This is a genomic window from Akkermansia muciniphila, from assembly GCF_002884975.1.
Classification (GTDB): Bacteria; Verrucomicrobiota; Verrucomicrobiia; order Verrucomicrobiales; family Akkermansiaceae; genus Akkermansia; species Akkermansia muciniphila_C.
Map to the genome: position 1 here is coordinate 841,768 of NZ_PJKB01000001.1, position 24,294 is coordinate 866,061.

General features: G+C 55.3%; 12 protein-coding genes, 1 tRNA gene and 2 riboswitches. Of the genes, 9 read left to right on the forward strand and 4 right to left on the reverse strand.

Annotated elements, in window-relative coordinates; translation table 11 throughout:
- Positions 1 to 68 precede the first annotated feature (68 nt).
- Positions 69 to 2,186 carry an extracellular solute-binding protein gene (locus tag CXU21_RS03495; RefSeq protein WP_102725068.1) on the reverse strand — a complete coding sequence of 706 codons (2,118 nt, stop codon included), beginning with the start codon at positions 2,184 to 2,186 and terminating at the stop codon, positions 69 to 71.
- 146 nt (positions 2,187 to 2,332) lie between these two features.
- Positions 2,333 to 4,339, reverse strand: coding sequence for a TonB-dependent receptor plug domain-containing protein (locus tag CXU21_RS03500; RefSeq protein ID WP_102725069.1), 2,007 nt, complete (start codon positions 4,337 to 4,339; stop codon positions 2,333 to 2,335).
- A gap of 35 nt (positions 4,340 to 4,374) precedes the next feature.
- Positions 4,375 to 4,514, reverse strand: a riboswitch (cobalamin riboswitch).
- Between the two features lie 343 nt (positions 4,515 to 4,857).
- On the opposite strand from CXU21_RS03500, the gene CXU21_RS03505 reads away from it, so the two are divergent.
- From CXU21_RS03505 to CXU21_RS03540, 8 genes are all read left to right on the forward strand, one after another.
- Positions 4,858 to 7,434, forward strand: coding sequence for a cobyric acid synthase (locus tag CXU21_RS03505; protein WP_102725070.1), 2,577 nt, complete (start codon positions 4,858 to 4,860; stop codon positions 7,432 to 7,434).
- Positions 7,435 to 7,437: 3 nt separating this feature from the next.
- Positions 7,438 to 8,421 carry an adenosylcobinamide-phosphate synthase CbiB gene (gene cbiB, locus CXU21_RS03510; protein ID WP_102725071.1) on the forward strand — a complete coding sequence of 328 codons (984 nt, stop codon included), beginning with the start codon at positions 7,438 to 7,440 and terminating at the stop codon, positions 8,419 to 8,421.
- 5 nt (positions 8,422 to 8,426) lie between these two features.
- A complete protein-coding gene (gene cobT / locus CXU21_RS03515; RefSeq protein WP_102725072.1) occupies positions 8,427 to 9,467 on the forward strand; it encodes a nicotinate-nucleotide--dimethylbenzimidazole phosphoribosyltransferase in 1,041 nt (346 codons plus the stop codon).
- A 19-nt stretch (positions 9,468 to 9,486) separates the two neighbouring features.
- Positions 9,487 to 10,227, forward strand: coding sequence for an adenosylcobinamide-GDP ribazoletransferase (cobS, locus tag CXU21_RS03520; protein WP_102725073.1), 741 nt, complete (start codon positions 9,487 to 9,489; stop codon positions 10,225 to 10,227).
- Positions 10,224 to 11,039: a cobamide remodeling phosphodiesterase CbiR gene (cbiR, locus tag CXU21_RS03525; RefSeq protein ID WP_180972407.1), complete on the forward strand. Its 816-nt coding sequence runs from the start codon at positions 10,224 to 10,226 to the stop codon at positions 11,037 to 11,039. Before cobS ends, cbiR begins: the two co-directional genes overlap by 4 nt.
- Entirely contained in the window at positions 11,014 to 11,604 is a 591-nt protein-coding gene (locus tag CXU21_RS03530; RefSeq protein WP_102725074.1) for a bifunctional adenosylcobinamide kinase/adenosylcobinamide-phosphate guanylyltransferase, read from the forward strand. Before cbiR ends, CXU21_RS03530 begins: the two co-directional genes overlap by 26 nt.
- Positions 11,605 to 11,750: 146 nt before the next feature.
- Positions 11,751 to 11,908, forward strand: a riboswitch (cobalamin riboswitch).
- A gap of 104 nt (positions 11,909 to 12,012) precedes the next feature.
- Positions 12,013 to 15,903, forward strand: coding sequence for an autotransporter outer membrane beta-barrel domain-containing protein (locus CXU21_RS03535; protein ID WP_180972610.1), 3,891 nt, complete (start codon positions 12,013 to 12,015; stop codon positions 15,901 to 15,903).
- 137 nt (positions 15,904 to 16,040) lie between these two features.
- Positions 16,041 to 16,123, forward strand: a tRNA-Leu gene (locus CXU21_RS03540).
- A gap of 1,019 nt (positions 16,124 to 17,142) precedes the next feature.
- Here the strand turns inward: CXU21_RS03540 and CXU21_RS12095 are convergent.
- Positions 17,143 to 18,123: a hypothetical protein gene (locus tag CXU21_RS12095; RefSeq protein WP_146016937.1), complete on the reverse strand. Its 981-nt coding sequence runs from the start codon at positions 18,121 to 18,123 to the stop codon at positions 17,143 to 17,145.
- 409 nt (positions 18,124 to 18,532) lie between these two features.
- Positions 18,533 to 23,776 carry an RHS repeat domain-containing protein gene (locus CXU21_RS03545; protein ID WP_180972611.1) on the reverse strand — a complete coding sequence of 1,748 codons (5,244 nt, stop codon included), beginning with the start codon at positions 23,774 to 23,776 and terminating at the stop codon, positions 18,533 to 18,535.
- Between CXU21_RS03545 and CXU21_RS12315 the strand changes: the two genes are divergently transcribed.
- Positions 23,775 to 24,293, forward strand: a complete 519-nt coding sequence (locus CXU21_RS12315) for a hypothetical protein (RefSeq protein WP_180972612.1) — start codon at positions 23,775 to 23,777, stop codon at positions 24,291 to 24,293. The genes CXU21_RS03545 and CXU21_RS12315 overlap by 2 nt on opposite strands.
- Position 24,294 lies beyond the last annotated feature (1 nt).

Genomic DNA, 24,294 nt, shown 5'->3' on the forward strand with positions numbered 1-24,294 from the left:
TAATAAGGGGAATTATGATGAAAAACCGCCTCCCTTCAATTTAAAAAGAAGCCGGAGAACTGGTCTTATTACGGGGCGGCGTCATCCGGTCTTTCAAGGCGTATCACCTGGTGCCTTTCCTCAAACGGAACGCCCCGGCGCCGGGCCTCCTGCGTTTCCTTCTTCATTTTTTCATCCACCCAGTACAGGTGGGATTCCAAGGGGTTGTAAATCCGGGGGGAACAGAACCGCGTGGGGGATTCCGGCCAGCGTATCCAGCGCCAGCAGGCGACGTACGTGTAGGGTTCCCGCCAGCCGGGAATCCAGACGCAGAGTTCATGAATGCGCTTTTGGGCGCGGTGAAGAGCTTTTTTCAGGGCGGCGCCATCCGGGGCATTCCGCTCCGCGTCCAGGGCCGCATCCAGTTCCGTGTCCGCCACGGCAAAGATATTGTTCGTGTTGCCCACGGGGTTGCCGCGGGCATCGTACGCCAGCTCGGAAGCAAAGGTTTCATACAGCCGGGGGAACGGCGTCTGGAGCGGCCACGCCCACAGGGCGGCCTGGTACCGTTTTTCAAATACCTTCCGGGAACAGACATTATAGGTCAGGGGGTCCAGGCGCAGGTCCACCCCGCATTTCAGGGCCTCCTGCCGGAGAATGGAACAAACGTTGGTCATCAGGGTGGAGGAGTCCGCAAAGGTCAGTTCCACCACCAGCCGTTCCCCCCGTTCATTCTTCAGCACGCCGTCTTCCCCCATTTCCCGGTAGCCGGCGCGGGCAAAATATTCCATGGCTTTTTTCTTGCTGTATTCCGGCGCTTTCAGCGGAAGTGTCAGATCGCCGTACCCCTCCATGTAGGAACCCAGCCTTCTCATATTCCCGCGGAACAGGGTATCAATCACCATGCCCATGTTCACGGAATGCGCCAGCCCCCTGCGGACGCCGAGATTTTTCAGAAGCTTGTCCGCACAGTTCAGGTACAGGCCGTACGGGGGGCAGGCATAACCGGCTTCCAGGCTGTATTTGTCTATGTAGCCCCGGTGCACTTCCGGCAGTTCCAGCCTGTTTTCCCACACTTCCGGCTTGCGGACGTTCATCATGTCCAGCTCTCCGCGGCGGAACATTTCAACCGCCTTGTTTTCCAGGTTTACAAATACATGCTCCACCTGGTCCGCATTGCAGGAATAGCGGTAGTATTTCCTGTCCTTCGCCCACCAGTCCTTCACGCGGGCCAGGGTGATGCGCTCGCCTATCCTTATTTTACCGGGAACCACCACGTAGCCCCCCGTATTCGGGGGCGCCTTCCACTGGTAGCGTTCCAGAAACAGGGAGTTGAAATCATGGTAAAAACCGGGATGGGCCGGATGGAAATCCACACAGGCCATGTAAGGCAGCAGCGGCCCGGGGGACGGAAGCGTCAGGGCAATGACGGAATCCCCGTATACCGTAATCTGGTCATACGTGGAGCGGAACAGGGTGGTCCAGAAGGGGTCCCGGGCAAAGCCGGACGTGCGGAGGCAGATATTCAGCAGGAAATCCTGCGCCTTCACGGGGCGGCCGTCCGAGTATGTCGCTTCCGGGTCCAGATGGTAAAAAACGGTTTTTCCGTCCTCGGAGACGGCCCAGCGGTCCGCCAGCCCCGGAATGGGCCGGAAGGTTTCCGGATGCAGGCCCACCAGGGGAAGCCACACGTTGTCAATGGCGGAGTAGTTGAAAAAGTTTTCGCTTCCCGGTCCGAACGCCCGCAGGGTTCCGGGAAACGGCGTATTGATCCACAGCCGGACCAGCCCTCCTTTCACGGCGCGGTGGTCACCCACTTCCGGCTCCTCCATTCCGGTCTGCCATTCCAATCCCGCAGGAACTTCCTTCAGGGGAAGCTGGCGGATATGGTCTTTCAGCTCCAGCCTTCTGCCGATGCGTTCCACGGAACGCTCCTGCTCGGCCAGACGCCGCCCATCCCCATCGCCACGGGAGACGGACAGCAGGCTTTTCTTCCGCTCCCCTCCCGCCAGTTCCCGGAGCAGTTCCCGTTCCACGGACCTGTTCCACCGTTCCACGAAGCCGTCAAATATGGCAGGCATGCCCCTGCCGTCCGTGCGTCCGGAGGCTTCATGCCAAACGTCCGCCTCCCGCTGGGAGAAGTAAAAAACTCCTGCAAGAAAGACGGCGAGGACCAACGCCCCCAGAATGTACAGCCAGCGAAACACAGCTCAGATTACCGCCGCATGTTAACCGATTCCGGAACCACCGGAAAACAAAAAGCCCATCTTCCGCCCGGAGCTGTTCCCTTCGCCTGAAACAGCCCGCAAGACGGAAGATGGGGGTGCAATCAACAATTAGTCCTGAAAAGCAATTAGAATTCGACCGTCACACCGCCGAAGACTCCCAGCCCCCGGGCCTGGCGCGGTCCGAAGTTATAGTCATTCGTGATGATGAAATTCTGGTCAAACAGGTTTTCCACACGCACATGGAGCGCCACATTGTCCGTCACCTGGTACCTGGCGAACAAACGCGCCGTAAAGAAGTTGTCCAGACGGGCATAGTTGTAGTCCGTACGCCCCATGGCGGAGGTTACGCCGAAGCCGACCGTCAGTTTTTCAACCGGAGAAGTATAAACCTCCGCGTTGATGGTGTGGCGGGCGGTATTGGCCATCTGGACGGTTTCATATTTGCCGATGGAGTCGCGCTTGGGCATCGTGAAGGTGTAGTTGGCATAGTAGCCGCTGTTCCACGCATCCTTGAACTGCCCCTTGAACGCTACTTCCACGCCATAGGAAGTGGCGTGGGAGAAGTTGTCGTAAGTCGTGTAGGAGTTGGGCCACGTGCCTACGCTCTTGGTGCCGATTTCATCGTTGATGCGGGTCCAGAACCCCGTTACGGAAGCGTAATGGTTGTCCGCCAGGCGCTGTTCCACGCCCAGGTCTCCGCCCAGGGATTTGGACACGTCCAGGTCTGGATTGCCCACGTAGCCGTAATTGGCGGCGTACTGTTCAAAGTAGGTGGGGGCGCGGAAGCCGGAACCCACGGAACCGAAAATACGGGTGGGGGAATCCTTGCCTGTCACCTTCCAGGAATTGGAATAACGCCACGTGAAGTGATTGTTCCAGACGGAATCATGCTCCAGGCGCAGGGCCACACTGGCGTCAAAGTTGTCCGTGGGCGCCCACATCTGCTCCGCAAAGAAGGCAAGCGTGCTCTGCCATTCATCCTTGGCAACGTAATTGTTTTCGCTCATGTAGTCGGAGCGGTCCCAGGCCATGCCGGCGACCGTCTTCCATTCCTTGTTCCACGTAAGTGCATTGCGCCATTCCGTCTGGAAGCGGCGGTTGCGCATCACGTTGGGCTGGAAATCGAAGCCCGGCGTATGCGTGGAATAGTCCATGTTGTAATGCCCGATCATGAAGCTGGTGGACCACAGCTTGGTAATTTCCGCATCCACGCGCCCCGTCACCAGATTGCTGCGGTTCTTGTCTTCCGTGTTGTACAGGTGGGGGTCCGTCACGGCGGGCCACTGGTCGTAGTCCACATACGGCGTGGGATATTCAAAGTAGGAGTCCAGGCGGCGGTAGGTAAAGCCCACCTTCACCTTGTCATTGACGTCATAGCCCAGGCGCACGGCTTCCTGCCACTGGCGGAAGTCGTTCATGCCTTTCCGGTTGTCATAAATGGCCGGATAAATGGTGGGATCGTTTTCCGTGGATTCAAACCCCACGCCCACAAAGTAGGAAAGCTTCTTGATCTTGCCGGAGGAAGTCGCGTAGCTGTTGAAGGAATGGAAAGAACCGGCTTCCGCAAAAATCCTGGTCACGGGATCGCCTTCCCCTTCCGGGGTGTCCATGGCGACAACGCCGCCAATGGCGCCGGAACCGAAGACGGCGCCCTGGGCGCCCTTCACCACTTCCACATTGCCCACCGTAAACAGATTGGTGATCCCCAGCAGCTTGTTGCCGGACATGTTGACATCACTGATGCGCATGCCGTCAACCATGGTCAGGGTGTAGGTTTCCTTGTTCATCCCGCGGATGACGGTGTTGCTCACGGAACCGCGCTGCCAGGTGCCGCCGCCGTCCAGCGTGAAGACGCCGGGAGTCTGGGAAAGGGCTCCTGTCAGGGTTTCAATGCCCGCTTTCTGGAATTCTTCCGGATTGATGATGGAAACGGAGACCCCGGACCTGTTGTACGGCACGCCCGTAAAGTGGGACGCCATGGTCAATTCCGGCATGACCTGCATGGTTTCCGAACTGGCGGAGGGCTTGGAGTCTTCTTTTTTAGCGGACTCGGCAAGAGAGGACTGGCCTGCGAATGCGGCAAGGCCAACGGCAATAGCGCCCATCTGAAGGGCTTTCTTCGTATAAAGCATGGTTGTGGTGCCTTACGTTCGGTAACTCGCCGAACAGTTGGACAACCCCACAGGCTGGTCTTCTGGCTTGCGAGACAGGCTCGCTTACAGTGGCGGTACCGCTCCGGATTTTCACCGGTATTCCCCAATCTATTTCCTGCCCGGCTACGGGCGTCCCTGAGGTCTGTAACCCTTCCCATGAGGGTTCATGAAACGGATGAAATACCAAAGGGGCCGGTATGACAAGCCAAAAAAATTTTTCTTTGAACATTCCGTCGCTTTGGGGACGATTCTTCTTTTCAGCCGCCGCGCGCCATCCCGTTTTTCCAACCGGAGTCCTCCATTTTTGTCTTGTCACCCCCCGCGCGTACAGGACATGATGCGCCCATGACGCGCCTTTCCCCCTCCTTCCCGCAGCGGGGAAGGATTTCCGTTTTCAGCGGAGTTCCCAACTCCCGGAAAAACTGTTTCCTCAAGGCGTTTCCTTCCTTTTCCCGGCACGCGCGGACGTCCGGAATTCCGGTCTCTACTACTACGGCATGAACAGTTTTTCACACGGAGGGGATTTAAAATCCCTGGCGGCGAACGCCGGACGGCCCGAACGGGAGGTTCTGGATTTCAGCGTCAACCTGAGGCCGGAGGGAATGCCGGAGTTCATTGCTTCCGCGCTGTGGAAGGCCATGGATGCAGCCGTTCCCTATCCCTCCCCGGACATGGCGGAGCTGCGGGAGCTGGCGGCGGTTCATTACGGGCTGCCTTCCGGTTGCTTCACCTTCGGTAACGGAGCCAACGAACTGATTCACGCCCTCCCGCGCGCGCTGGAACTGAAACGGGCCGTCATTCCGGAACCCGCTTTTTCCGAGTACAGGCTGGCCTGCCTGCGCCACGGCACGGACGTTCTTTCCATCCGGACGGAGGAACGGAATTCCTTCATTCCGCCCCCCCTCCTGACGGCGGAACAGGCCGCAGGCGGAAGCGCCGTTTTCCTGGCGAATCCCTGTAATCCGTCCGGCGGCCTGCTGGACGTTCCGGCCCTGCGCCAGGCCGTGCGGGACCGCCCCGGAGTCATCTGGATTATTGACGAATCCTTCATTGACTACGCGGACGGAACGGAATCGCTTCTCCATGACGCGGCCCTTCTGCCCAACCTGGTCGTCCTGCGTTCCCTGACCAAATTTTACGGCATGGCCGGTGTCCGGTGCGGCTTTTCCGTCTGCGCCGCTCCGCTGGCGGAACGGCTGAGGCAGTCCCTGCCCGCGTGGAACGTGAACGCCTTTGCGGCGGCGGCGGCGCAGGCCGTGCTGGAACAGCCGCCTTCATGGGCGGACGGGGAACGCGCCCTGAACCGGGAACGCCGGGAAGACCTGTTCCGCAGGCTTTCCGCCCTGCCGGGCGCCGCAGTACTCCCGTCCGGAGCCAATTTCCTGCTCTTCCGCCTGGCGGGGGCGTCTTACGGCCTGGCCGCACGGCTCCTGAAAAACCACGGCATCGCGCTGCGCGACTGCTCCAATTATCCGGGGCTGGAAAACGGCGGCTGGTTCCGTGCAGGCGTTCGCACGCCGGAGGAACACGCCCTGCTGGCAGAGGCCCTGCGGGCCGAGCTGAAGGGAGACGCCCCCGCCATTCTCCGCAAACTGCCCAAACCGGCCCTGATGATCCAGGGCACCTGCTCCGATGCTGGAAAAAGCGTGCTCACGGCGGCCCTGTGCCGCATTTTCCTTCAGGATGGCCACCGGGTGGCCCCGTTCAAGGCGCAGAACATGGCCCTCAACTCCGGCGTGACCGCGCTGGGGGAGGAGATGGGACGCGCCCAGATGGTGCAGGCCCAGGCCTGCCGCATTGACCCTGATGCCAGGATGAACCCCATCCTGCTCAAGCCCCATTCCAACACCGGCTCCCAGGTGATCGTGATGGGGCGCGCCGTGGGCCACATGGAGGCGCGGGAATATTTTACGGCCAAAAGGCGCTTCTGGCCGGACGTGCGCCGGGCGTACGATTCCCTGGCGGACGAGTATGACGTCCTCTGCCTGGAAGGGGCCGGAAGCCCCGGAGAAATCAACCTGAAATCCGCAGACGTGGTGAACATGAACATGGCCCGCTACGCGCGCGCCAAAGTTCTGCTCACCGGGGACATTGACCGGGGCGGCGTGTACGCCTCCTTCCTGGGGACATGGATGACGTTCGCCCCCTGGGAAAAAGAGCTGCTGGCGGGTTTTGTGGTCAACAAGTTTCGCGGAGATCCGGAGCTGCTGGCTCCGGCGCACAGCTATATGCTGGACCGTACGGGCAAGCCCGTGCTGGGCGTCATCCCGATGATACGGAACATCAATATTCCGGAAGAGGACCGGGCCGCGCTGCCCTTTGAACAGGACGGGCAAGCCAGGCACGCGGACAGCCTGGACGTGGCCGTAGTAATGCCCGCCCACGTCTCCAACTTCACGGACTTCGCCCCGCTGGCGGCGGAGCCGGACGTTCGCCTGCGCCAGGTGCGGACACGGGAGGAATGGGGGAATCCGGACCTGGTCATCCTGCCCGGCACCAAGAGCGTGGCGGCGGACCTGGCCGGCCTGCGCGCCGCCGGGCTGGAAGAGCCCATCCGCCGGCACGCCGAAAAGGGTAAGTGGATGCTGGGCGTCTGCGGCGGCCTGCAAATGCTGGGAACGGACATTCTGGACCCGCTGCACATGGAATCCGCAGAGGAACGGACGCCGGGGCTTGGGCTGCTGGAACTTTCCACCACTTTCGCCTCCGCCAAAACCCTGCTCAACGTGCGCCGGGCAAGCACGCCGCTGGATCCTCCCGCGGCGGGCTATGAAATCCACCATGGTGTCACCCGCCATGAGGGAAGGAGCATCCCCATCATGTTCCGGGAAGACGGCTCCCCCTGCGGCTACGGCAAAGGCCGAATCTGGGCCACGTACCTGCACGGAATTCTGGACGGCGACGAGTTCCGCCGCGCGTTCATCAACATGGTCAGGGTGGATTCCGGGCTGTCCGCCAATCCCGCCCTGCACGTCTCCTATGACCTGGACGGCGCGCTGGACCGCCTGGCGGACGTGGTCCGGGAGCATCTGGACCTCAAGGCCATCTACCGTATTCTTCAACTGAAACGCTGACCCATGCTTCCATGCCCGTTCATCCTGCCTGCGGCCCTTCTGCTGGATATTCTGGCGGGAGACCCGCCCAACAGGTTCCATCCCGTCTGCCTGATCGGCTGGTGCGCGCGCCGCGCGGAAGCTCTGGCGCGGCGGCTGTGGGGCGGGACTTTTACGGCGGGAACGGCGGCGGCTTTAGGAACCTGCGCCGCCGCATGGCTTGCCTGCGCGGTATTCTGCCTTCCCTTTTCCCTCTTCCCCTCCCCGTGGATTCCCTGGATTCCGGCCGTTCTGGTCATTTACATCTGCATGGCCCCGCGCGGCCTGGCGGAGCATGCGCTGCGGGTGGCGAACGCCCTGCGCAGCGGGAAGGACGGCGAGGCGCGGCACGCCGTTTCCATGATCGTGGGGAGGGACACGGAACGGCTGGACCGTCACGGCATGGCCAGGGCGGCTATTGAAAGCGTGGCGGAAAATCTGACGGACGGCGTCTTTTCCACCTTGTTCTGGGCTGCGGCAGGCTGCCTGGCAGGGGGAGCCTCCGGAGCGGCCTTCGCCGCGCTGACGCACCGCGTTTTCAACATCCTGGATGCCATGTGGGGGAAAAAGAACGACCGATACAGACGCTTCGGCACCTTTGCCGCACGCACGGACGATGCGCTCAATTTTATCCCCGCGCGCCTCATCCTGCCGTGCATCTCCCTGGCGGCCCTGTTCGTGAAGGGAACCTCCGCCCGGAGGGCATTCACCACGGGCTGGGCCTTCCGCCGCGCCCATGCCAGCCCAAACTCCGCCTGGAGCGAGGCGGCCTTCGCGGGCGCGCTGGGCCTCCGCATCGGCGGCCCGGTCTCCTACAAGGGGGTCCCTGCGGACTACCCGTGGATAGGGACCGGGCGCACGGAAGCCACCGTCAGTGACCTGGCCCTGGCCATACGCCTCATGTGGATGACCGCCGCCGCGGGCACGCTGATCTTCTCCCTCATCCTTTTCTTCATTCCCCGCTTCTGACCATCATGAACAAACTGCATATCCCCCCGCTGGACGAACAGGCCGCCAAAACCGCCCTGGAGCATCAGAAAATACTGGCCAAGCCTCCCCTCGCCCTGGGGAAACTGGAACCCGTAGCCATCCAGATTGCCGCCATGACCGGCAATCCCGCGCCGCGCCTGAAGGACAAGGCCGTAGTCCTCTTCGCCGCGGACCACCACATTGCCGACCACGGCCTCAGCCTGACGTCCACGGACGTCACCTACATCCAGACCCGCAATTTCCTTCAAGGAGGCGGCACCATCAACGCCTTCACGCGCAACGCGGGAGCCCGCCTCTCCGTGGTGGACGTGGGCGTGAATTACGACTTCGGCGACCTGCCAGGGCTGGTGAAAAAAAAGGTCATGCACGGAGCCAACGATTTCAGCAGGGGCCCGGCCATGACGAGGGAACAGGCGCTGGAATGCCTGCAAGTGGGCATCGACATGGCCCGGGAGGAAAAAGCCAGGGGGCTGGACATCGTGGCCGCCGGGGAAATGGGCATCGGCAATACCACGCCCTCTTCCGCCATCGTGGCCGTGCTCACGGGCACCCCGGTGGAAACCGTGACGGGGCGCGGCTCCGGCGTCAAGGGGGAAGTCATCCGTAAAAAAATAGAGCTCATCGAACAGGGAATCGCCCTGAACAAGCCCGACCCTTCCGACGCCATCGACGTGCTGGCGAAGATAGGAGGACCGGAAATCGGGGCCATGGCCGGGCTGATGCTGGGCGCGGCCTCCCTGCGCGTCCCCATCGTCATTGACGGCTTCATTGCCGGGGCGGCGGCAGCCATCGCCCAAGGCATACGCCCGGAAGCGGCGCAATATTTCATCGGCTCCCACAACTCCGCGGAACCGGGGCACAAGCTCATTATGGACCACATCGGCGTCACCATGTACATGGACCTGGGCCTCTGCTTGGGGGAAGGCACGGGGGCGGCCCTGTTCTTTCCGCTACTGGACGCCGCCACGCGCGTGCTCTCTGAAATGAAAACCCTGCCGGAACTGGACATCACCGTTCCGCGCTAACTCCTCCTTTCCCTGCACCATGGCCGTCATCACCACCATCCGCTCCGCCTTCGGCTTCCTGACCCGGCTGCCCGTAGGCCCGTGGCCGCTGCAAAACGACCTGAACGGCATCTCCGCATGGCTCCCGCTGGTCGGCCTCGTCGTGGGAGGGCTGGCAGGCGGCCTGACCTGGGCGGCCACCCTGCTCTTCCCCCCGCTGGTCTGCGGCGTCATCGGCTGCGCCTGCTGGGTAGCCATCACGGGCGGCCTGCATCTGGACGGAGTGGCGGACTGCGGGGACGGACTGCCCGTGGAAGTGCCGAGGGAACGCAGGCTGGAAATCATGAAAGACTCCCGCCTGGGCACCTTCGGCGGCACGGCCCTGTTCTTTAACCTGGCCTTCAAGGGCGCCGCGCTGGCGGCTCTGGCGGCCTGCGGTTCATGGGAGCTGCTGCTCACGGCGTGCGCGCTGGCCGGGCTGCTGGCCCGCAGCCAGATCTTCATCGCCATGCGTTTTCCGGGCGCGCGCCCCAGCGGCATGGGGGAAGCCTTCAAGCAGGGGACGCGCCCCGTCCACGCCCTGATAGCCGCCGCCGTCACCCTGGCTGCCTGCGCGCTGGCAGGGTGGCACGGGCTGTACGCCCTGCTCACGGCCCTGGCCGGTTCCACGGCCCTGCTCCTGTATGCCCGCCGCCGCCTGGGAGGCGTCACTGGGGACGTGTTCGGCTGCACCGTGGAATGCACGGAATGGCTCGTCCTGCTCACCTTCTGCACCTTATGAAAACTCCGCACAAATGCCGCGTTCCGGGCCTCAACATCGGCTGCACCTCCTTCATCATCCCGGACTACTACGTCCCCGCCATCAGGGAATGCGTCCATTACGCGGATGACATCGCCCTGCTCCTGCTGGAAGCCGGAGACCACGGGGAGGGACTCATTACCCCGGCGGAAATCCGGGAGCTGGCCGGAATCGCCGCGGACGCCGGGGTCAAGTGGAACGTCCACCTGCCCACGGACGGCGGCTTCGCCACGGAGGAATCAGGGCGCCGCTACACGGAAAACATCATCCGCGCCATTGACCTGACCCGGGAACTGGAGCCCCACACCTGGGTCATGCACGTGGTTACGGACCACATTCCCGGCCCGGACATGCGCCCCCACCTTACGGAGCGTGAAACGGAACGCATCCTCCGCAGCCTGGAGCAAATCACGCCCCATTTGCCCGCTCCGGAATGCCTGGCCCTGGAAAACCTGGAACGCCACCCGACCGATTACCTGGACAAGCTGGTCTCCGCCACGCCCCATTCCCGCTGCTTTGACATAGGCCATGTCTGGAAGGAAGGCCTACGGCCGGAAGAACTTCTGCCGCTCTGGCTGCCGGACATACGCATGTGCCACCTGCACGGGCTGGAAAAACGGGATCACAAATCCCTGCACCACATGCCCGCCGCCACGCTGGACGCCCTCCTCCACCCCATGTGGGACATCCTTTTCTCCCCCCTCATTACCCTGGAAGTCTTCAGTCTGGACGACTTTCTGAACTCCCACCAGGCCATGCTGGAATCCCATGAACGCTACATCTCCAAACACTGACGCCAATCCCGCACGCATGACGCTCGTCCTGGGCGGCATCAGAAGCGGCAAAAGCCAATACGCCGAACAAATAGCCGCCGGATTCGGGGAAAAAATCCTGTACGTCGCCACGGCGGAGGTGTGGCCCGGGGCCGGTTCCATGGAATACCGCGTGCGCAAGCACCGGGAACGGCGCCCGGCAAGCTGGCTTACGCTGGAATGCCCCCGCCATGTGGCCGCCGCCGTCCGGGAATCCGGCCTGCTGGACCAGGTGGACGGCGTCATTCTGGAATGCGTGACCCTGCTCGCCTCCAATACCCTGTACGCCCAGAAGGACCCTACGGACTACGAGCCGTTCCAGAAAGCGCTGATTGAGGAAATAGAGGCCTTGAAGGAACTCATCCCCCAATCCCCCGTGCCCTGGGTTCTGGTCTCCTCTGAAACCGGCATGGGCATCAGCCAGGCGGACGCGGAAACGCGCCACTACTGCGACGGTCTGGGAATTGCCAACCAGCTCCTTGCCAAAAGCGCGGATGAAGTTTATTTCATGGTGGCGGGGCTTCCCCTGACCGTGAAAAAACGTTAGGACGTCCGGGGACGGTTCCCCTCCCTGTAACCTGCGGCAAAAGGACAAAAGCAAAAAGTATTTGAACTTCAAAGGACTGTGCATTTTCACATAAAGAAATGCGCCGGAGATTGACCGTGCCGTGCCCCTGTGGTATGTTGGCCGGGCCTTCATGATTTACGGGAGGCGCTTCCGGGAAGCCCGTGGTACGGGCAGGAAATAAATGGGGAATCCGGTGTGAATCCGGAGCGGTACCGCCACTGTATATTGCACGGCTTAAAAACCTGCAATGAGCCAGATCGCCAGCCTCGAAGTATTTTATGAACCGCCGGCGAGTATTCCGGCATTCAGACCATACACATGCATTCATCCAATACGCTCCGCTTGAACGGAGCAGACTATGATGGTCCGGCCTCCTTGAAGTCCGGAATGTTCAACACTCCTGGAAAAACACCGTGCCACGCCAGGCACCGGATGCAGGCTGTGGCTATGACCCTGGCCTGCCTCGGCATGCTGGGAACGGTCCATGCCCAGGATACTTCCAAGGAAAACCTGACCGGCGTTTATGACGCCACGGTAGCCAGAACAGCCTCAGACGCGGGCCTGGGAACGGTCTCCGCCACATTTAACGTGACGGGTTCCAGCAATGTGCGCGGAATCTGGGGAAAATCCGGAACCCTCAGCATTGACGCGATTGCCGGGGACGCCGTATTCAATGTCTCCTCCACGAGAAACAACGCCTTTGGCATTGACACCTCCTCCGGAGTCAATCTGGACATCGGCACCCTGGCAGGAACCTTCAACATCTCCGCAGCAAATACGAATGCCACCGGCATCCGGAGCTACGGGAAAATCCTCTCCATCAGAACGATCACGGAAGACGCCCTCATCTCCATCACGGCCAATTTCTCCTCCAACGGCATCTATGCCTATCAGGGACGGCTGGACATCGGCACGATGGCAGGCAAAATCTCCGTGGAGCTGGGCACGGGAAACTATGCCAGAGGCCTGTATGCCTACGGAAACACCATGGACTACCAGGGTCCGCGTTACAAGGACGTCAACATCGGCACCTTCTCCTCTACAGGCACCATTTCCGCAGTGACAAACGACGGCTATGGCGCCAGGGGCATCCAGTCCAACTACGGACAGGTGAACATCTCCCGGCTTGACGGGCAAATTACGGCAACCTCCGGCTCCGGCGATACAAGCGAGGATTTTTCCGCCATCGGCATTGAAGCCAGGGAAAACATCACACTGGGCGCCATGGGAGCAACGGGAACCATCACCGCCACCACCAACGGCACGGATGCCTATGGCATTTATGCCGGGGAGGAATCCGGCAGCCAGACTCACTCCAACATCACCCTCGGCAATGTGAACGGCGCCATCCGGGCGAACGCCATGGCCGGAACCGCCGCAGGAGCAAGCTCCACCGGTTCCGTAACTGTTGGAGACATCAACGGCACCATTTCCGGAACCTCCACGGGAACTGCGGCAGCCTATGGCCTGCTAGCGGAATTCTCCCTGTCCACAGGAACCATCAATGGAACCGTCAGCGCGGCAACTGCCGGGAATACGGCAGCAGCCCTGATGGGCGGAGCTGGCATCACGACGACCATCGGTTCCACCGGCATCCTCCAGGCTGCGGCAACGGGAGCTGACGGAATGGCCTATGCCCTGTACAGCGGCGGCACTACGGGCTCCGGTTTCTACACGGAAAACACGACAGACAACATCACCGTCCATGCAGGTGCTTCCATCAGCGGCATCTGGGAGCTGGGCGGATCCGGCAAAGAGGGCTCCGCGGACACTATCACGCTGCTCTCCGGCACGGAAGCCGACCCGGGACTATTTGACTACACGGTGCAGACAACCGTCAACACCAACAAGTCCGACACGTCCACCCACCATTCCTCCGTCACGCTCAATGTGGGCAGTACGGACAACAAGGCAAACTGGACCATCTCCACGGAAAAAGCCGCCGGGCTGCTCAACCGGCTCAACGTGGGCTACGGCTCCGCCGCCACCCTGACAGGCAACTCCCAGATTCTCCGTGAAGGAGCCGTCATTAACAACATGGGCACTCTGTCCGGCAATGGCACGCTCACCATTGCGGAAGGCATGACGCTGCTCAACGGTACCCTGGTGCAGAATGCGGCGGGAACTGCCCTGGAAGTGGGCTTTGACGGCCTAAACGTAAATCTGGACCTGGCGCAAAACGCCACGGTGGGCGCTACGGTGCTCAACACCACGGATTCCGCCTGGGTCGTCACGCTGGACCAGATCAAGGACGGTATCAAGGCCATGTACGGCTCCAAGGTGCAGGACTTCCAACTGGAAAACTACCACATGAGCTACCGTCTTCAGGGCCAGGTATTCCTGGGTGAAGGCAAACCCATCGTCGTCAACCCCGGAGAAAGCATCTATGTGGGGGAAGGATCCAAGGTCATCATTGGAGAAAACCTGCCGGAGCACGGCATCGTGCTGGAAGGCGGGGAGGCGGATCTGAGCCAGTCAGACGCCGTCATCTCCTCCGGCTCCATCAGCGGCACGTCCGGTCATTTGACACTGGCAGCCAGTGATGAAAAGGAACAGACCCTGAACTGGGAACACTCCGGCACGGTAGGCTACAGCGCCTCCGCCGCCAATGGAGGCGCCTTCAAAAACCTCAACGTCACGGGGGAAGGCATGACGGTGGTAGCCACAGGTTCCTATGCAGCGGAAAACATCGTTATCAGCAATAACGCCACCCTCGTTCTGGACGGCAGGGGCGCCAGCCTGGGTGTGGCAGGCGGAACCCTCCAGCTGGGACAGGCATTCACACGCGCGGCAAATCCGGGACACCTGGTGCTGAACGGCTCCACCGTCTTGTCCGACGTGGATACCAACAATGGTTCCACCGTATCCGGGTCCGGCACGTTCAAGGGAGAGGTTACCTATTACGGCAGTGAAATCATGATCGGCACCGGATCCTCCGCAGGTTACCACAACTATGAAGGAGGCCTGAACGCGTGGGGAGGAGTGCAGGAACTCACGTTCATCGTGAACGGGACGACGGCCGCCAATGCCGCCCATACCGGAGCGGACACCTATTCCCAAATAAACGTCTCTTCCTCCTACTATGTGGATGGAGCGCACGTCAATGTGGTCATCGGAGACAACTTGCTCTTCAGCAAGGAACAAATCTTCTCCCTGTCCCTGGTTAACCTGGACCCGGACACCGTCATTGATCCGGACGGATCCCTGTGGGACCTCACCAGCATCGACCCCACGCTGAAGGGGCGCACGGACCTGGTCACGGACATCGGCTTCACGGTTTCCGACGACGGCCTGCACCTGATCTTCAACGGCAAGATCAACATCAATGCCGTGAAAGCCCTGCGCGGAGAGGAAGCCTCCCGCATCGCCAACACGCTGTGGTCCTCCGTCCGGGTGGTGGACAGCTTCGCCCATACGGCGGCTTCCCAACTGGACTTCCGCGGACCGGGAGCGCGTAACATCTGGTTCTCCGGGCTGGGGGACTTCATGAACGTCTCCTCCACCACGGGAGCCTCCGGCTTTGACTACAAGGGCGGCGGCTATGCCGTGGGCATGGACTACGCCTGGACGAAAAACTGGATATCCGGAGCGGCCTTCGGCCAGACCTTCGGTTCCTTCCACTCCGCGGACAAGCAATTCAAGGCGGACCAGGATGGACTGATGCTGGCGCTCTACCAGCGCTACCATCGCGACCTGCGCCGTGGAAACAGCCTGGACATTGACGGCTACTTCACCTATGGCAACATGGACAACGACGTAGATGGCACGCTGGGCAGCAGCCCCACCACCGCATCCTGGAATGATGACGTATACGGCTTCGGCCTGAAGGGAACCTGGAACATCCGCCTGAGCAGCACGGATGTGCTGAAACCCTTCGCTGGCATTGAATTCCTGCACGGTTCCCAGGGTGTCATCGGGGAACATTCCGATGCCGGCACCGCCTGGTACCGGGACGGCTCCGTGCAGAACTGGAGTGTCCCCGCCGGACTCACCTGGCAGAAGCAAATCACCGTCGGCAAGGGCCAGTACCTGCTGCCGCAGGTAACGGTGGCCTACGCCGGAGACGTCTCCCGCCGCAACGCTTCCGTGAAAACGGACGCCTTCGGCACGCCCTTCCGGGTGGACGGCGTCCATCCGGGACGCCACGCCCTGATCGTCCATGCGGGCCTGAACTGGGTCATCTCCAGCGCCTGGAGCGCCGGAGCCTTCTACCATCTGGAACAGAGGAAACACATGACCAACCAGAGCGTTAACGCCACCGTGCGCTACTCATTCTAAAAGTTCCTTTCCATTCGGAAACATTCCGGAGGGAATCCACCACGGATTCCCTCCGTTTTTTTTCGGCAGGCCCCTATATTTCACAGTAAATTCTTGACTCCGAGACCCTCTTGCCGCTTAATTCTTCCACTTCACGTGCCGTCGTGGCGGAATGGTAGACGCGCTCGACTCAAAATCGAGTTCCAAAAGAGTGTGGGTTCGAGTCCCACCGGCGGTACCAATAAATAAACCCTGCAAGCTCAATGCTTACAGGGTTTTCTTTTATACGCTTATTGAACTTCCTGTTTCCAAAATAATCAGCTTTGAGCGATTCTTCATCAACAGCTATTTTCAAATGTAGCAGAAAACTAAAAATACCTTTTCCTCTTTAATACAAATCTTCCCATACCACTTCCTCAAGAAATATATTTCGCCTTAGTTCTGTTTCCTGTTTTCTCTCTCTTTTTTTACGCTGGATTTTATAATTTTTCATTTTTACTCAGAATAAAAATACCGTTTGTTCGCAGAACGAAAAAAACTTGCCTGAAAATAGAAAAGTTCTTTAGTTATTTTTTTATGGTTACTGAACTCCTTGCTGCTCTGTATTCGTTTCTGCTCTCCACCTGGATGGGATGTTCCACCAGCCTAGCTATCTGTACGGCAGCCTTTATTCACCTTTTAATGGTAAGAAAAGAAGAAAAAACTGTTTAATCTTTTTCTTATTCTATCGGAACAGTGTCTAATGGACACTTTCGACTCTGTTAAATTTTAGACAGAGGCGTAGACTGTAGCAGGATTACGTATTGCAACTGTACATAGGCAGGGTACGTCCAGTTCCAAAAATCCTCCATTGCGTCTTTTTGGCGTTATGAATACTATCAAGATAATTTTTGAGGTATTTTTTATTAGAAACTTCATTTCGAAAAATCATTCATACCTGTATCCTTCTCTACAGGGCCAGCATTGTTATACGCGACCTTTCATGACTTCAAAGAAATTATGCGATCAATGATAAATTTGCATTCTCAGGAATTTGAGTTTTATAATGCCGTTTTATTACCGCTTCTCCAGTCCATTAGTGTGAAACGAATATCTGGTATGGCGTTAACACCTATTTCCGGAACATGTAAAGTTCAAATTAAAACCTCCGGCAAGTGATCACTTGCCGGAGGTGAGTGAGGATTCAAATCTTAATCCCATTAAGTTATATATTCAGGATAAAACCTATTATATTTGGGCATTTCCTCAATCTTGTAGACCCTAATTTTTTAGAGAAAATCTATAATGTTTCGAAGAACTATGATTAAAAGCAAACCTCCAATATAAAATAAAGACTAAAAGACATAGTATACCTGTTACCCATAGTCTGCCGATAGGAATATCATTCATGTTTAAAACAAAAAACTCATAACAATCTTTCAAAAAAGCATACAATAACAAGAGGAGAGGAATACCAAGATACCATTGGCAATTACGATTGATAAATTGAAGAAATTTATCACGATTAGATACTTTCCCTTTAACATCTTCCGGTGCTATGGAGAGTATTTTCTCTCCATTCTTTTCTAATATCACAAACGAAGGAATATCTGGAATGGGATCTCCTAAACAATTATAAGAAGGAGTCATTTCATCCTGTAAAAATCCTTCCATTGGTCTTATTACATTCCATATGAGGCATAAAGAAAAAATACACCATTGTTTTTCTGAAGGCATGTTAGCAATGATATTTTTATCATTCTCATTGAAAAAAGGAGAACGTTGGTAGTATCCGCAAAACGAACCAAACACAGCATCATTGCTCATAAGCAACGTTTGGCGATGATTTCTAAATTTACTTGAATCACTATAGGAACATCCATAAGCCCTGGCCCATAAAAACCTACGGGCGCTATCATCCTGAACAACCTTCAGAAAACCTAATTGAGGATTTTTGAACTGGATCTCTCCATGAGAAGTATATTGAGCAACATCTTTCCCATTGAGAATAATGCTTCCTTTACCCCATGGCATAAAGAGTTTATTTATTCCTTTAGTGGGATTTCCCAATGATTTTTGTATATTGACTTGAAGTTGAGAAGATTCTATGGATACCTTTAGATGACAATTTTGATGAAATGCCTCCATCGAATAGTGACCGCAAATGGAACCATCTTTTCTTAATATAGATCCATTGATCATCCTCTTTCCTAATACATATTGATTTATTTCATCTTGAAAAATTAAGCCAAAAATATCCATATATCAATAATTTACAAAAGTTAAGATTCAACTAAAAATCTTTTTTAATTAATACTTTTATATATCTTATTAAAGGATAAATAATTTTTTTAGCAATTCTCAATAAAAATCTAATTATTGTTTGAATATGATATAAAATAAATAAGAATAGAATTCCTGAAAAAATGCTGAATAAATATCCGGAATAGTACCACACTACATATGAAATTAAACATAAGTATGGCAATCCAAAAAATACAGCTACTATTCTCCATACAAGAATCATGTCCTGACTTTTAGATATAGCGGCAAAAAAAGAAGGTAATAAAATTGAAAATATCAATACAGAAGAAATTAGGAACTCCATAATTTATAACATAAGATTACAATTAAAATATATATTTTGTTACATCAATTCTATAAATATTATTCATAGAACAGGAAAAAAGAATGGATTGTCAGGAAGTTTCATATTTTCATCAATATTATATGGGAATTCATTCATTAAATCATCCATTTCATCATCATATGGCAACTTGCTTCTACATTTAATTTTTTCTTTCCACTGATAATATTGAGTCCAGTTTCCCATAGCTTCTCCCGGTGGAAAATCCTTTGGAGCCATATGATAAGCAAATGAAGTGAAGGATGTTACATTAGTAACTTTATAAGAAGCCGAGATGAAACATTCCCCGTTCTCCTGAATAGTTTCAATAGAAACGTCTCCTCGAACAGTGGCAACGAATGTAACAATACCATCTGGCAAACTCATAAAAAATCTTCCGAATTCTTTAATAAAATTATCAAAAGAATAAAAAGATTGATATCGAGGAAACATTATCGCTATATTAGATATTGGTTCCCAATCCTGACAGTATTTGGATTTTTTATTTTTATCTAAAAAATATTCTCTAATGTCTTTACCTATTACAGATTTTTTAATGGAATTTACTTCCATACTACCTTCTTCATAATACGTTTCTGGAGGTAAAATACCTTTTACCCATTTTCCAAAATTAACGATTGCAACTATCCATTCAGGACTTATTTCCACAGGATATCCACCTATTGGAAAAGGAACACGCATTCCCCCTTGAAGACCTCGTAAATCAATAATTTTAATACTATTATTTTGAGCAAACTTGTATAAATTCCTATCATCGACTTCTCCAATAGGATCACGATTAACCCATCTTCCATTGCTAGAATTATAGTAACGGTAATTATAATAGACGAGACCAAGCTCATCATCGAAATGCTCGCTGCTCCATTGGATAGGCTGCCTCACGTCTCCTTCTACTGTCACTGCCCCATAGGGCTCATAACTGTAGGTCATGGATATTGAACCCTCGGCGTTGAAGATTTCCCATACATTTTTGGTAAAATCAAGACCGTAGGTAGACCACGCATCGTCCTTCTGAATAGCCAGGGGCCGGGTAGATACTGGCTCCGCTGGATCCCATGTGATCAGCCACAGGCAGGGATGAGAAAAGCTAGTCAGATCACAACAGGCGATTTGGAGATATCTCCGGTAAATGTAACGCTGATGAAGAGTTACCAAAACCGTTCTTTCTCCGGATTGGCTGGCAGTAATGACTTCCTCCTTCTTCGTGGCACGGCGTCCCATGAAGTCGTAAGTGCAGGTAACGACCGTTACCATGTTCTCTTCCGTCTTCGTGAAAGTCACGGGACGATTTTCCGCGTTGTAAACTACTTTCCACGTACCGGTAGAAGTTTTCACCAGCGTCTGATTTCCGTCGGCGTCAAAGGCAGGAATAAAGGCTTCTCCTTCTCTTTCCTGAATGGACGTGTACTGGTTGATATTGTTAGAACCATAAATAAGTTCCTTCGTCTCTTCTTCAGCATTCTTGCGATTGCCTATGTTGTCGTAATCGTAAGAATAATTTCCTCCATCCACAGTTGCCGCTGCCAGTTCACTGCGGGTATTGTAAACGAAGCTGTCATTCGTCACGGTCCCTTGACGGGAAGTGCTCCGTGTGAGGGGGCGCCCCAGGACGTCATAGGTGTATTTCCTTCCTACAATAGCCGTGCTTCCTTTTTTGTAGTACATGCCCGCGACCAGATCACGCTTTTCTTCATAGCTCTGTGTGAACGTTATTCCATTTGGCTTCGTGAGTGTCTGCAGAAGGTTGGTTCCTTCAAGATAGGAAAAACCGAATTCTTTTCCTTTACCTCCGTGCAGGAAACCTGCGGTAGCGATGCGTCCATTATCTGCATAGCCGGTGAAAACGTTTTGTTCCACAATTCCATCCTTGGCATAAGTGTAGCCGGTACTGCGTCCCAGTTGGTCACGCGTTTCCGTAATCAGGTGGGTTTTGCCTCCGGCTGCCAGGCTGTCGGTTTTCTGCTCGCCGTATTCATTGTAGCCGATGGTTCGCGTTCCGGCGGCATCAGTTACTTGAGTGAGCTGGCCGAGATGATTGTACGTATAGGTTTGACTGGGAGTAGAGCCATCACTGAAGGACACCCTGGTCAGTTGCCCCGTGAGGGTGTCGTATTCGCGGATTTCACTCATCCCCCTCGCATTGCAAAGACGCTCCGGCAGCCCGAGAACATTGTAGGTTTTATCTACATGTGTTCCATTGGCATAGCTCTTGGAGATTTCCAATCCGGAAGTCTCATGGTAAGTCCAGATAGTAGTGTCGCCATCGGTTCTCCCTCCGGGATCGCTGGATACCGTTTCCGAGCCGACCCGGAAAGTCGTCAAAGAGACTAGACGGTCCATGGAGTCATAGTCAAAGAGAGCAGGTTGAACGGCCGTCCCCCATTCCGCAGCCTTACGACCGCGATCGTCGTAACGATAGTTGACGGTGTTGCCCAAGGAACCGGTAACCGTGGTTGGTTGATCGAGAGGTTGGCCGTACATGAAACCAGTACCGTTGCCTGCAGCATTTGTGACTAAAACTTTACGGCCTGCGATGTCAGTCTGCGTCGTAGTTATATTGCCTCTTGCATCCGTTTGCGTAAGGATCATTCCTGTAACCGTATAGCTCCGGCTTGCCGTAAAAATTACTCCTGCGTGATCCTTCTGTGAGAGCACGATCCCATCTACAATCACTGCTTCAGCCGTGATGTTAGAGTCAGGAACGACGCTCTTTTGGATTCTTTTCGTATTTTCAGCATACTCCTCCCATTCCGTGGAAGTCAAGTTGCGTTCATTGATGCTGACTGATTTTGATACCAACAAAGAAGACATCCGGGAAATGAGCTGTTTGCTGATGGAGGTCAAAGGCGCTCCCTGGATATTATAACGCGTTATCACCGTCACCTGGAAAACCCCTTCGTCCGTGTTTTCTACACTATAGGAATATTTCTGCACGGGAGAGTTGGTCGGTCCCGGGTCTTCCACTAAAGCCAGGGCCTGTCTGGTAACGTTGCCAAAGGAGTCGTATTCGTAGAGCGTAGGCGCCATGAATACGGCGCTTTCATACGTACCAGAATCCCGTTGCGTACGGATGAGCCGTCCCTTTTCATTGTATTCAGAACGATCATACAGGAAACCTACAGGAGTAGGCGTCATTTGTACGACGCTTTGGCCAAAACCGTTGACAAGGGTCTGGGAAACAATGCTGGACTTGTCCGCCAACGCAACGGTTTCCCTAAGACAATTATTATAAATGTCATATGCACGGTAGAGTTCTCGCTGTCCCGTACCGTAGTCATGGAGTACGGAGCCATCGAGGTGTCTTTCCGTGACAAAGACAGCCCCAGCAGGAGTGGTGACGGTTTTCGTCAATCCATTGTCGCTATATACCGTCGTGGTCATTCGCCCCAGGGTATCCGTTTGGGAAATGGTTCGTCCAAGGGCGTCGTATTCGTTGCTTTCCATAGTGGTCATGGGGCCAACATCCCGACGCGTCTGCAGAATGCGGTCGGCCGCATCACGAATATAGGTGAGGATAGTTTCCGGAGTGACTACCGTATCTCCATCATGTACTTCCGAACGAATGGTTTCCACAAGCTGATGGGCTGAATTGTAACCATAGTTAGTAATGACCCCATCTTCATCGGTTTCCGAGAGCTTGCCGCAGCACATCCACGTAGCCGTACTGATGCGGCCATTGCCGTGTGTGGTTTTGATACAGCGGCGCTCTTCATCGTATTCAAAGGAGGTTCTTGAAAGAAGGAGCCATACATGGCCATCCCAGATGAATTTCCGTTCAGAAATGACGGTATCGTCGGATGCTATGAAACTTTCTTCCTTCGTACTCTGCCCGGGAACAAGTTCAGCATTAACCTTCGTGATAATGGTACATTTGTGAGCGGCGCCATATTCCTCTGCCGCTTCATATTCATACCAGGCCTGTATCCCGGCCATGTTCTGCGTGAACTTCATTCTCCCGGCGGCATAGGGATAGGCAGCAGCTTCTCCGTAGGTTTCTTCCATACTTATCTGCTTCTGGCTTGAACCGACAGCAGTAACAGTTTTAGTAACCTTTTCCACGAGAGGTGAGTCTTCATATTCATACACTTCAGTACTCAACGTGACTTCCACACTGTTGGCCTGGAGGTAGGACTTTGTCACCCGAACAGGGCGATTGTCATAAAAACGCTTGTCGGCATAAGTGGTACGAATAATCTTTTCCTTCCCGCCAGCCCAAGGTTCCGCTTTCAGAATTACACGGCCTTCGTCGTCATATTCGTAGCGCGTGTAGCCGCCATCCGGGCGGTTGACGCGGGAGACATGGTATTCACTGTTGTATTCATAGGTGGTAATACGTGCAAGAGGTGTCCTGAAGGCCTCCGTTTCACTCACCGTCAACCAGCCGCCATCCGTGTATTGCTTCACGGAACGGTTGCAGGAGACAGGTTCTACATCGTTGATGCCCTTAACGAATTCAATGCGTTCCACCATCCCTCCGTAGAGCCGATTGGTTTCAATGGTACGGATGATGGTGTCGTCTCCCGTTCCCTTGGTGATAGTGACTTTACCGGGTTCTTCCCTGCGGGTAATGGTATGTGCCGGGAGCCCACGCTGCTGACGCGTGATCACGGTCGTATGCACACCTTCCGATTCATAGGATTTATAGGAAGAAGTTTTGTAGGGAGAGCCCGAAACTTCATAACCGCCGTCTTCAAGCACCGTAACGGCAGAGGGAGCATACCATTCCATGACGAGGGCGCCGGCCTCCCCGGTGCGGGTGCGCATCAAGCCTTCCACGGCGGTATAACTGCTCACCAGGTTGCCCGCACCATCATAGGTATTTTTCACACTCTGGAAGTAATCGTCAGCATGGACCACGTTGCCGGAAGCGGAGGCCATACTGACGACAGCGCCGGTTTCAGCGGAGAAACGCACTTTCTGTCCATCGGCATCCACCAAGGTCAGGAAAGCAGGATTGCTTGTCGTGCAGGGATTAAGCTCTTCATTCAACAACTGCACACGGAAATCACGCTTGCGGGAGATACCCACAGGCTTTGCCACATCAGAACCTGGGTGAATGTTGAAGTAAAGGGCAGCACCCGTGGGAGGCACGATGGTGATGAGACCGGATGTTCCTTCCAGACTTGCACGCCATGCCCAGGGACTTACATATTTCAATCCCCCGCAGGCTTCCACTGTCTCACTGGCGGCTTTTGCGGAACGAAAGCCAAAGGCAGCAGGAGTGGGGGAGGGGGAGCCCCCCATCTTCTGGAATTCGGACAGAGGCATGCAAATTTTCTTACTGGGATCATCTGGTAATTTTTCCGTAGCAATGGTATATTCATTGCCTTCCGAATCAGTACAGGAACCGCATTTGCAGCAGATTTCCTTATCTTCCGGCGGTGTGTCGCTGGATGAGGAAGAGTTGCTGATGCTGGACGATGAACTGCTGCTCGAACTGGACGACGAACTCCTGCTTGAGCTGGACGATGAACTGCTGCTCGAGCTGGACGATGAACTGCTGCTCGAACTGGACGATGAACTGCTGCTCGAACTGGACGATGAACTGCTGCTCGAACTGGACGATGAACTGCTGCTCGAACTGGACGACGAACTCCTGCTTGAGCTGGACGATGAACTGCTGTTGTTCGAAGACGAGAACGACTCAGACGAAGAAGATGATGATATATCTTCTCCCGAGCTAGAGGAAGAAATCTCCCCACCACCGGAGGAAGTGCTCCAATCATATCCGTCATTTGAAGAACTACTTGATGACGATGGTGCTAAACCGGAATCTTCTTCATAGG

What these genes read in the sequence shown, in the direction of transcription:
- CXU21_RS03500 (WP_102725069.1), bottom strand. Translation starts at nt 4,339, where the DNA reads ATGCTTTATACGAAGAAAGCCCTTCAGATGGGCGCTATTGCCGTTGGC.
- CXU21_RS03505 (WP_102725070.1), top strand. Translation starts at nt 4,858, where the DNA reads ATGAACAGTTTTTCACACGGAGGGGATTTAAAATCCCTGGCGGCGAAC.
- cbiB (WP_102725071.1), top strand. Translation starts at nt 7,438, where the DNA reads ATGCTTCCATGCCCGTTCATCCTGCCTGCGGCCCTTCTGCTGGATATT.
- cobT (WP_102725072.1), top strand. Translation starts at nt 8,427, where the DNA reads ATGAACAAACTGCATATCCCCCCGCTGGACGAACAGGCCGCCAAAACC.
- cobS (WP_102725073.1), top strand. Translation starts at nt 9,487, where the DNA reads ATGGCCGTCATCACCACCATCCGCTCCGCCTTCGGCTTCCTGACCCGG.
- cbiR (WP_180972407.1), top strand. Translation starts at nt 10,224, where the DNA reads ATGAAAACTCCGCACAAATGCCGCGTTCCGGGCCTCAACATCGGCTGC.
- CXU21_RS03530 (WP_102725074.1), top strand. Translation starts at nt 11,014, where the DNA reads ATGAACGCTACATCTCCAAACACTGACGCCAATCCCGCACGCATGACG.
- CXU21_RS03535 (WP_180972610.1), top strand. Translation starts at nt 12,013, where the DNA reads ATGTTCAACACTCCTGGAAAAACACCGTGCCACGCCAGGCACCGGATG.
- CXU21_RS12095 (WP_146016937.1), bottom strand. Translation starts at nt 18,123, where the DNA reads ATGGATATTTTTGGCTTAATTTTTCAAGATGAAATAAATCAATATGTA.
- CXU21_RS12315 (WP_180972612.1), top strand. Translation starts at nt 23,775, where the DNA reads ATGCAAATTTTCTTACTGGGATCATCTGGTAATTTTTCCGTAGCAATG.
- CXU21_RS03545 (WP_180972611.1), bottom strand. Translation starts at nt 23,776, where the DNA reads ATGCCTCTGTCCGAATTCCAGAAGATGGGGGGCTCCCCCTCCCCCACT.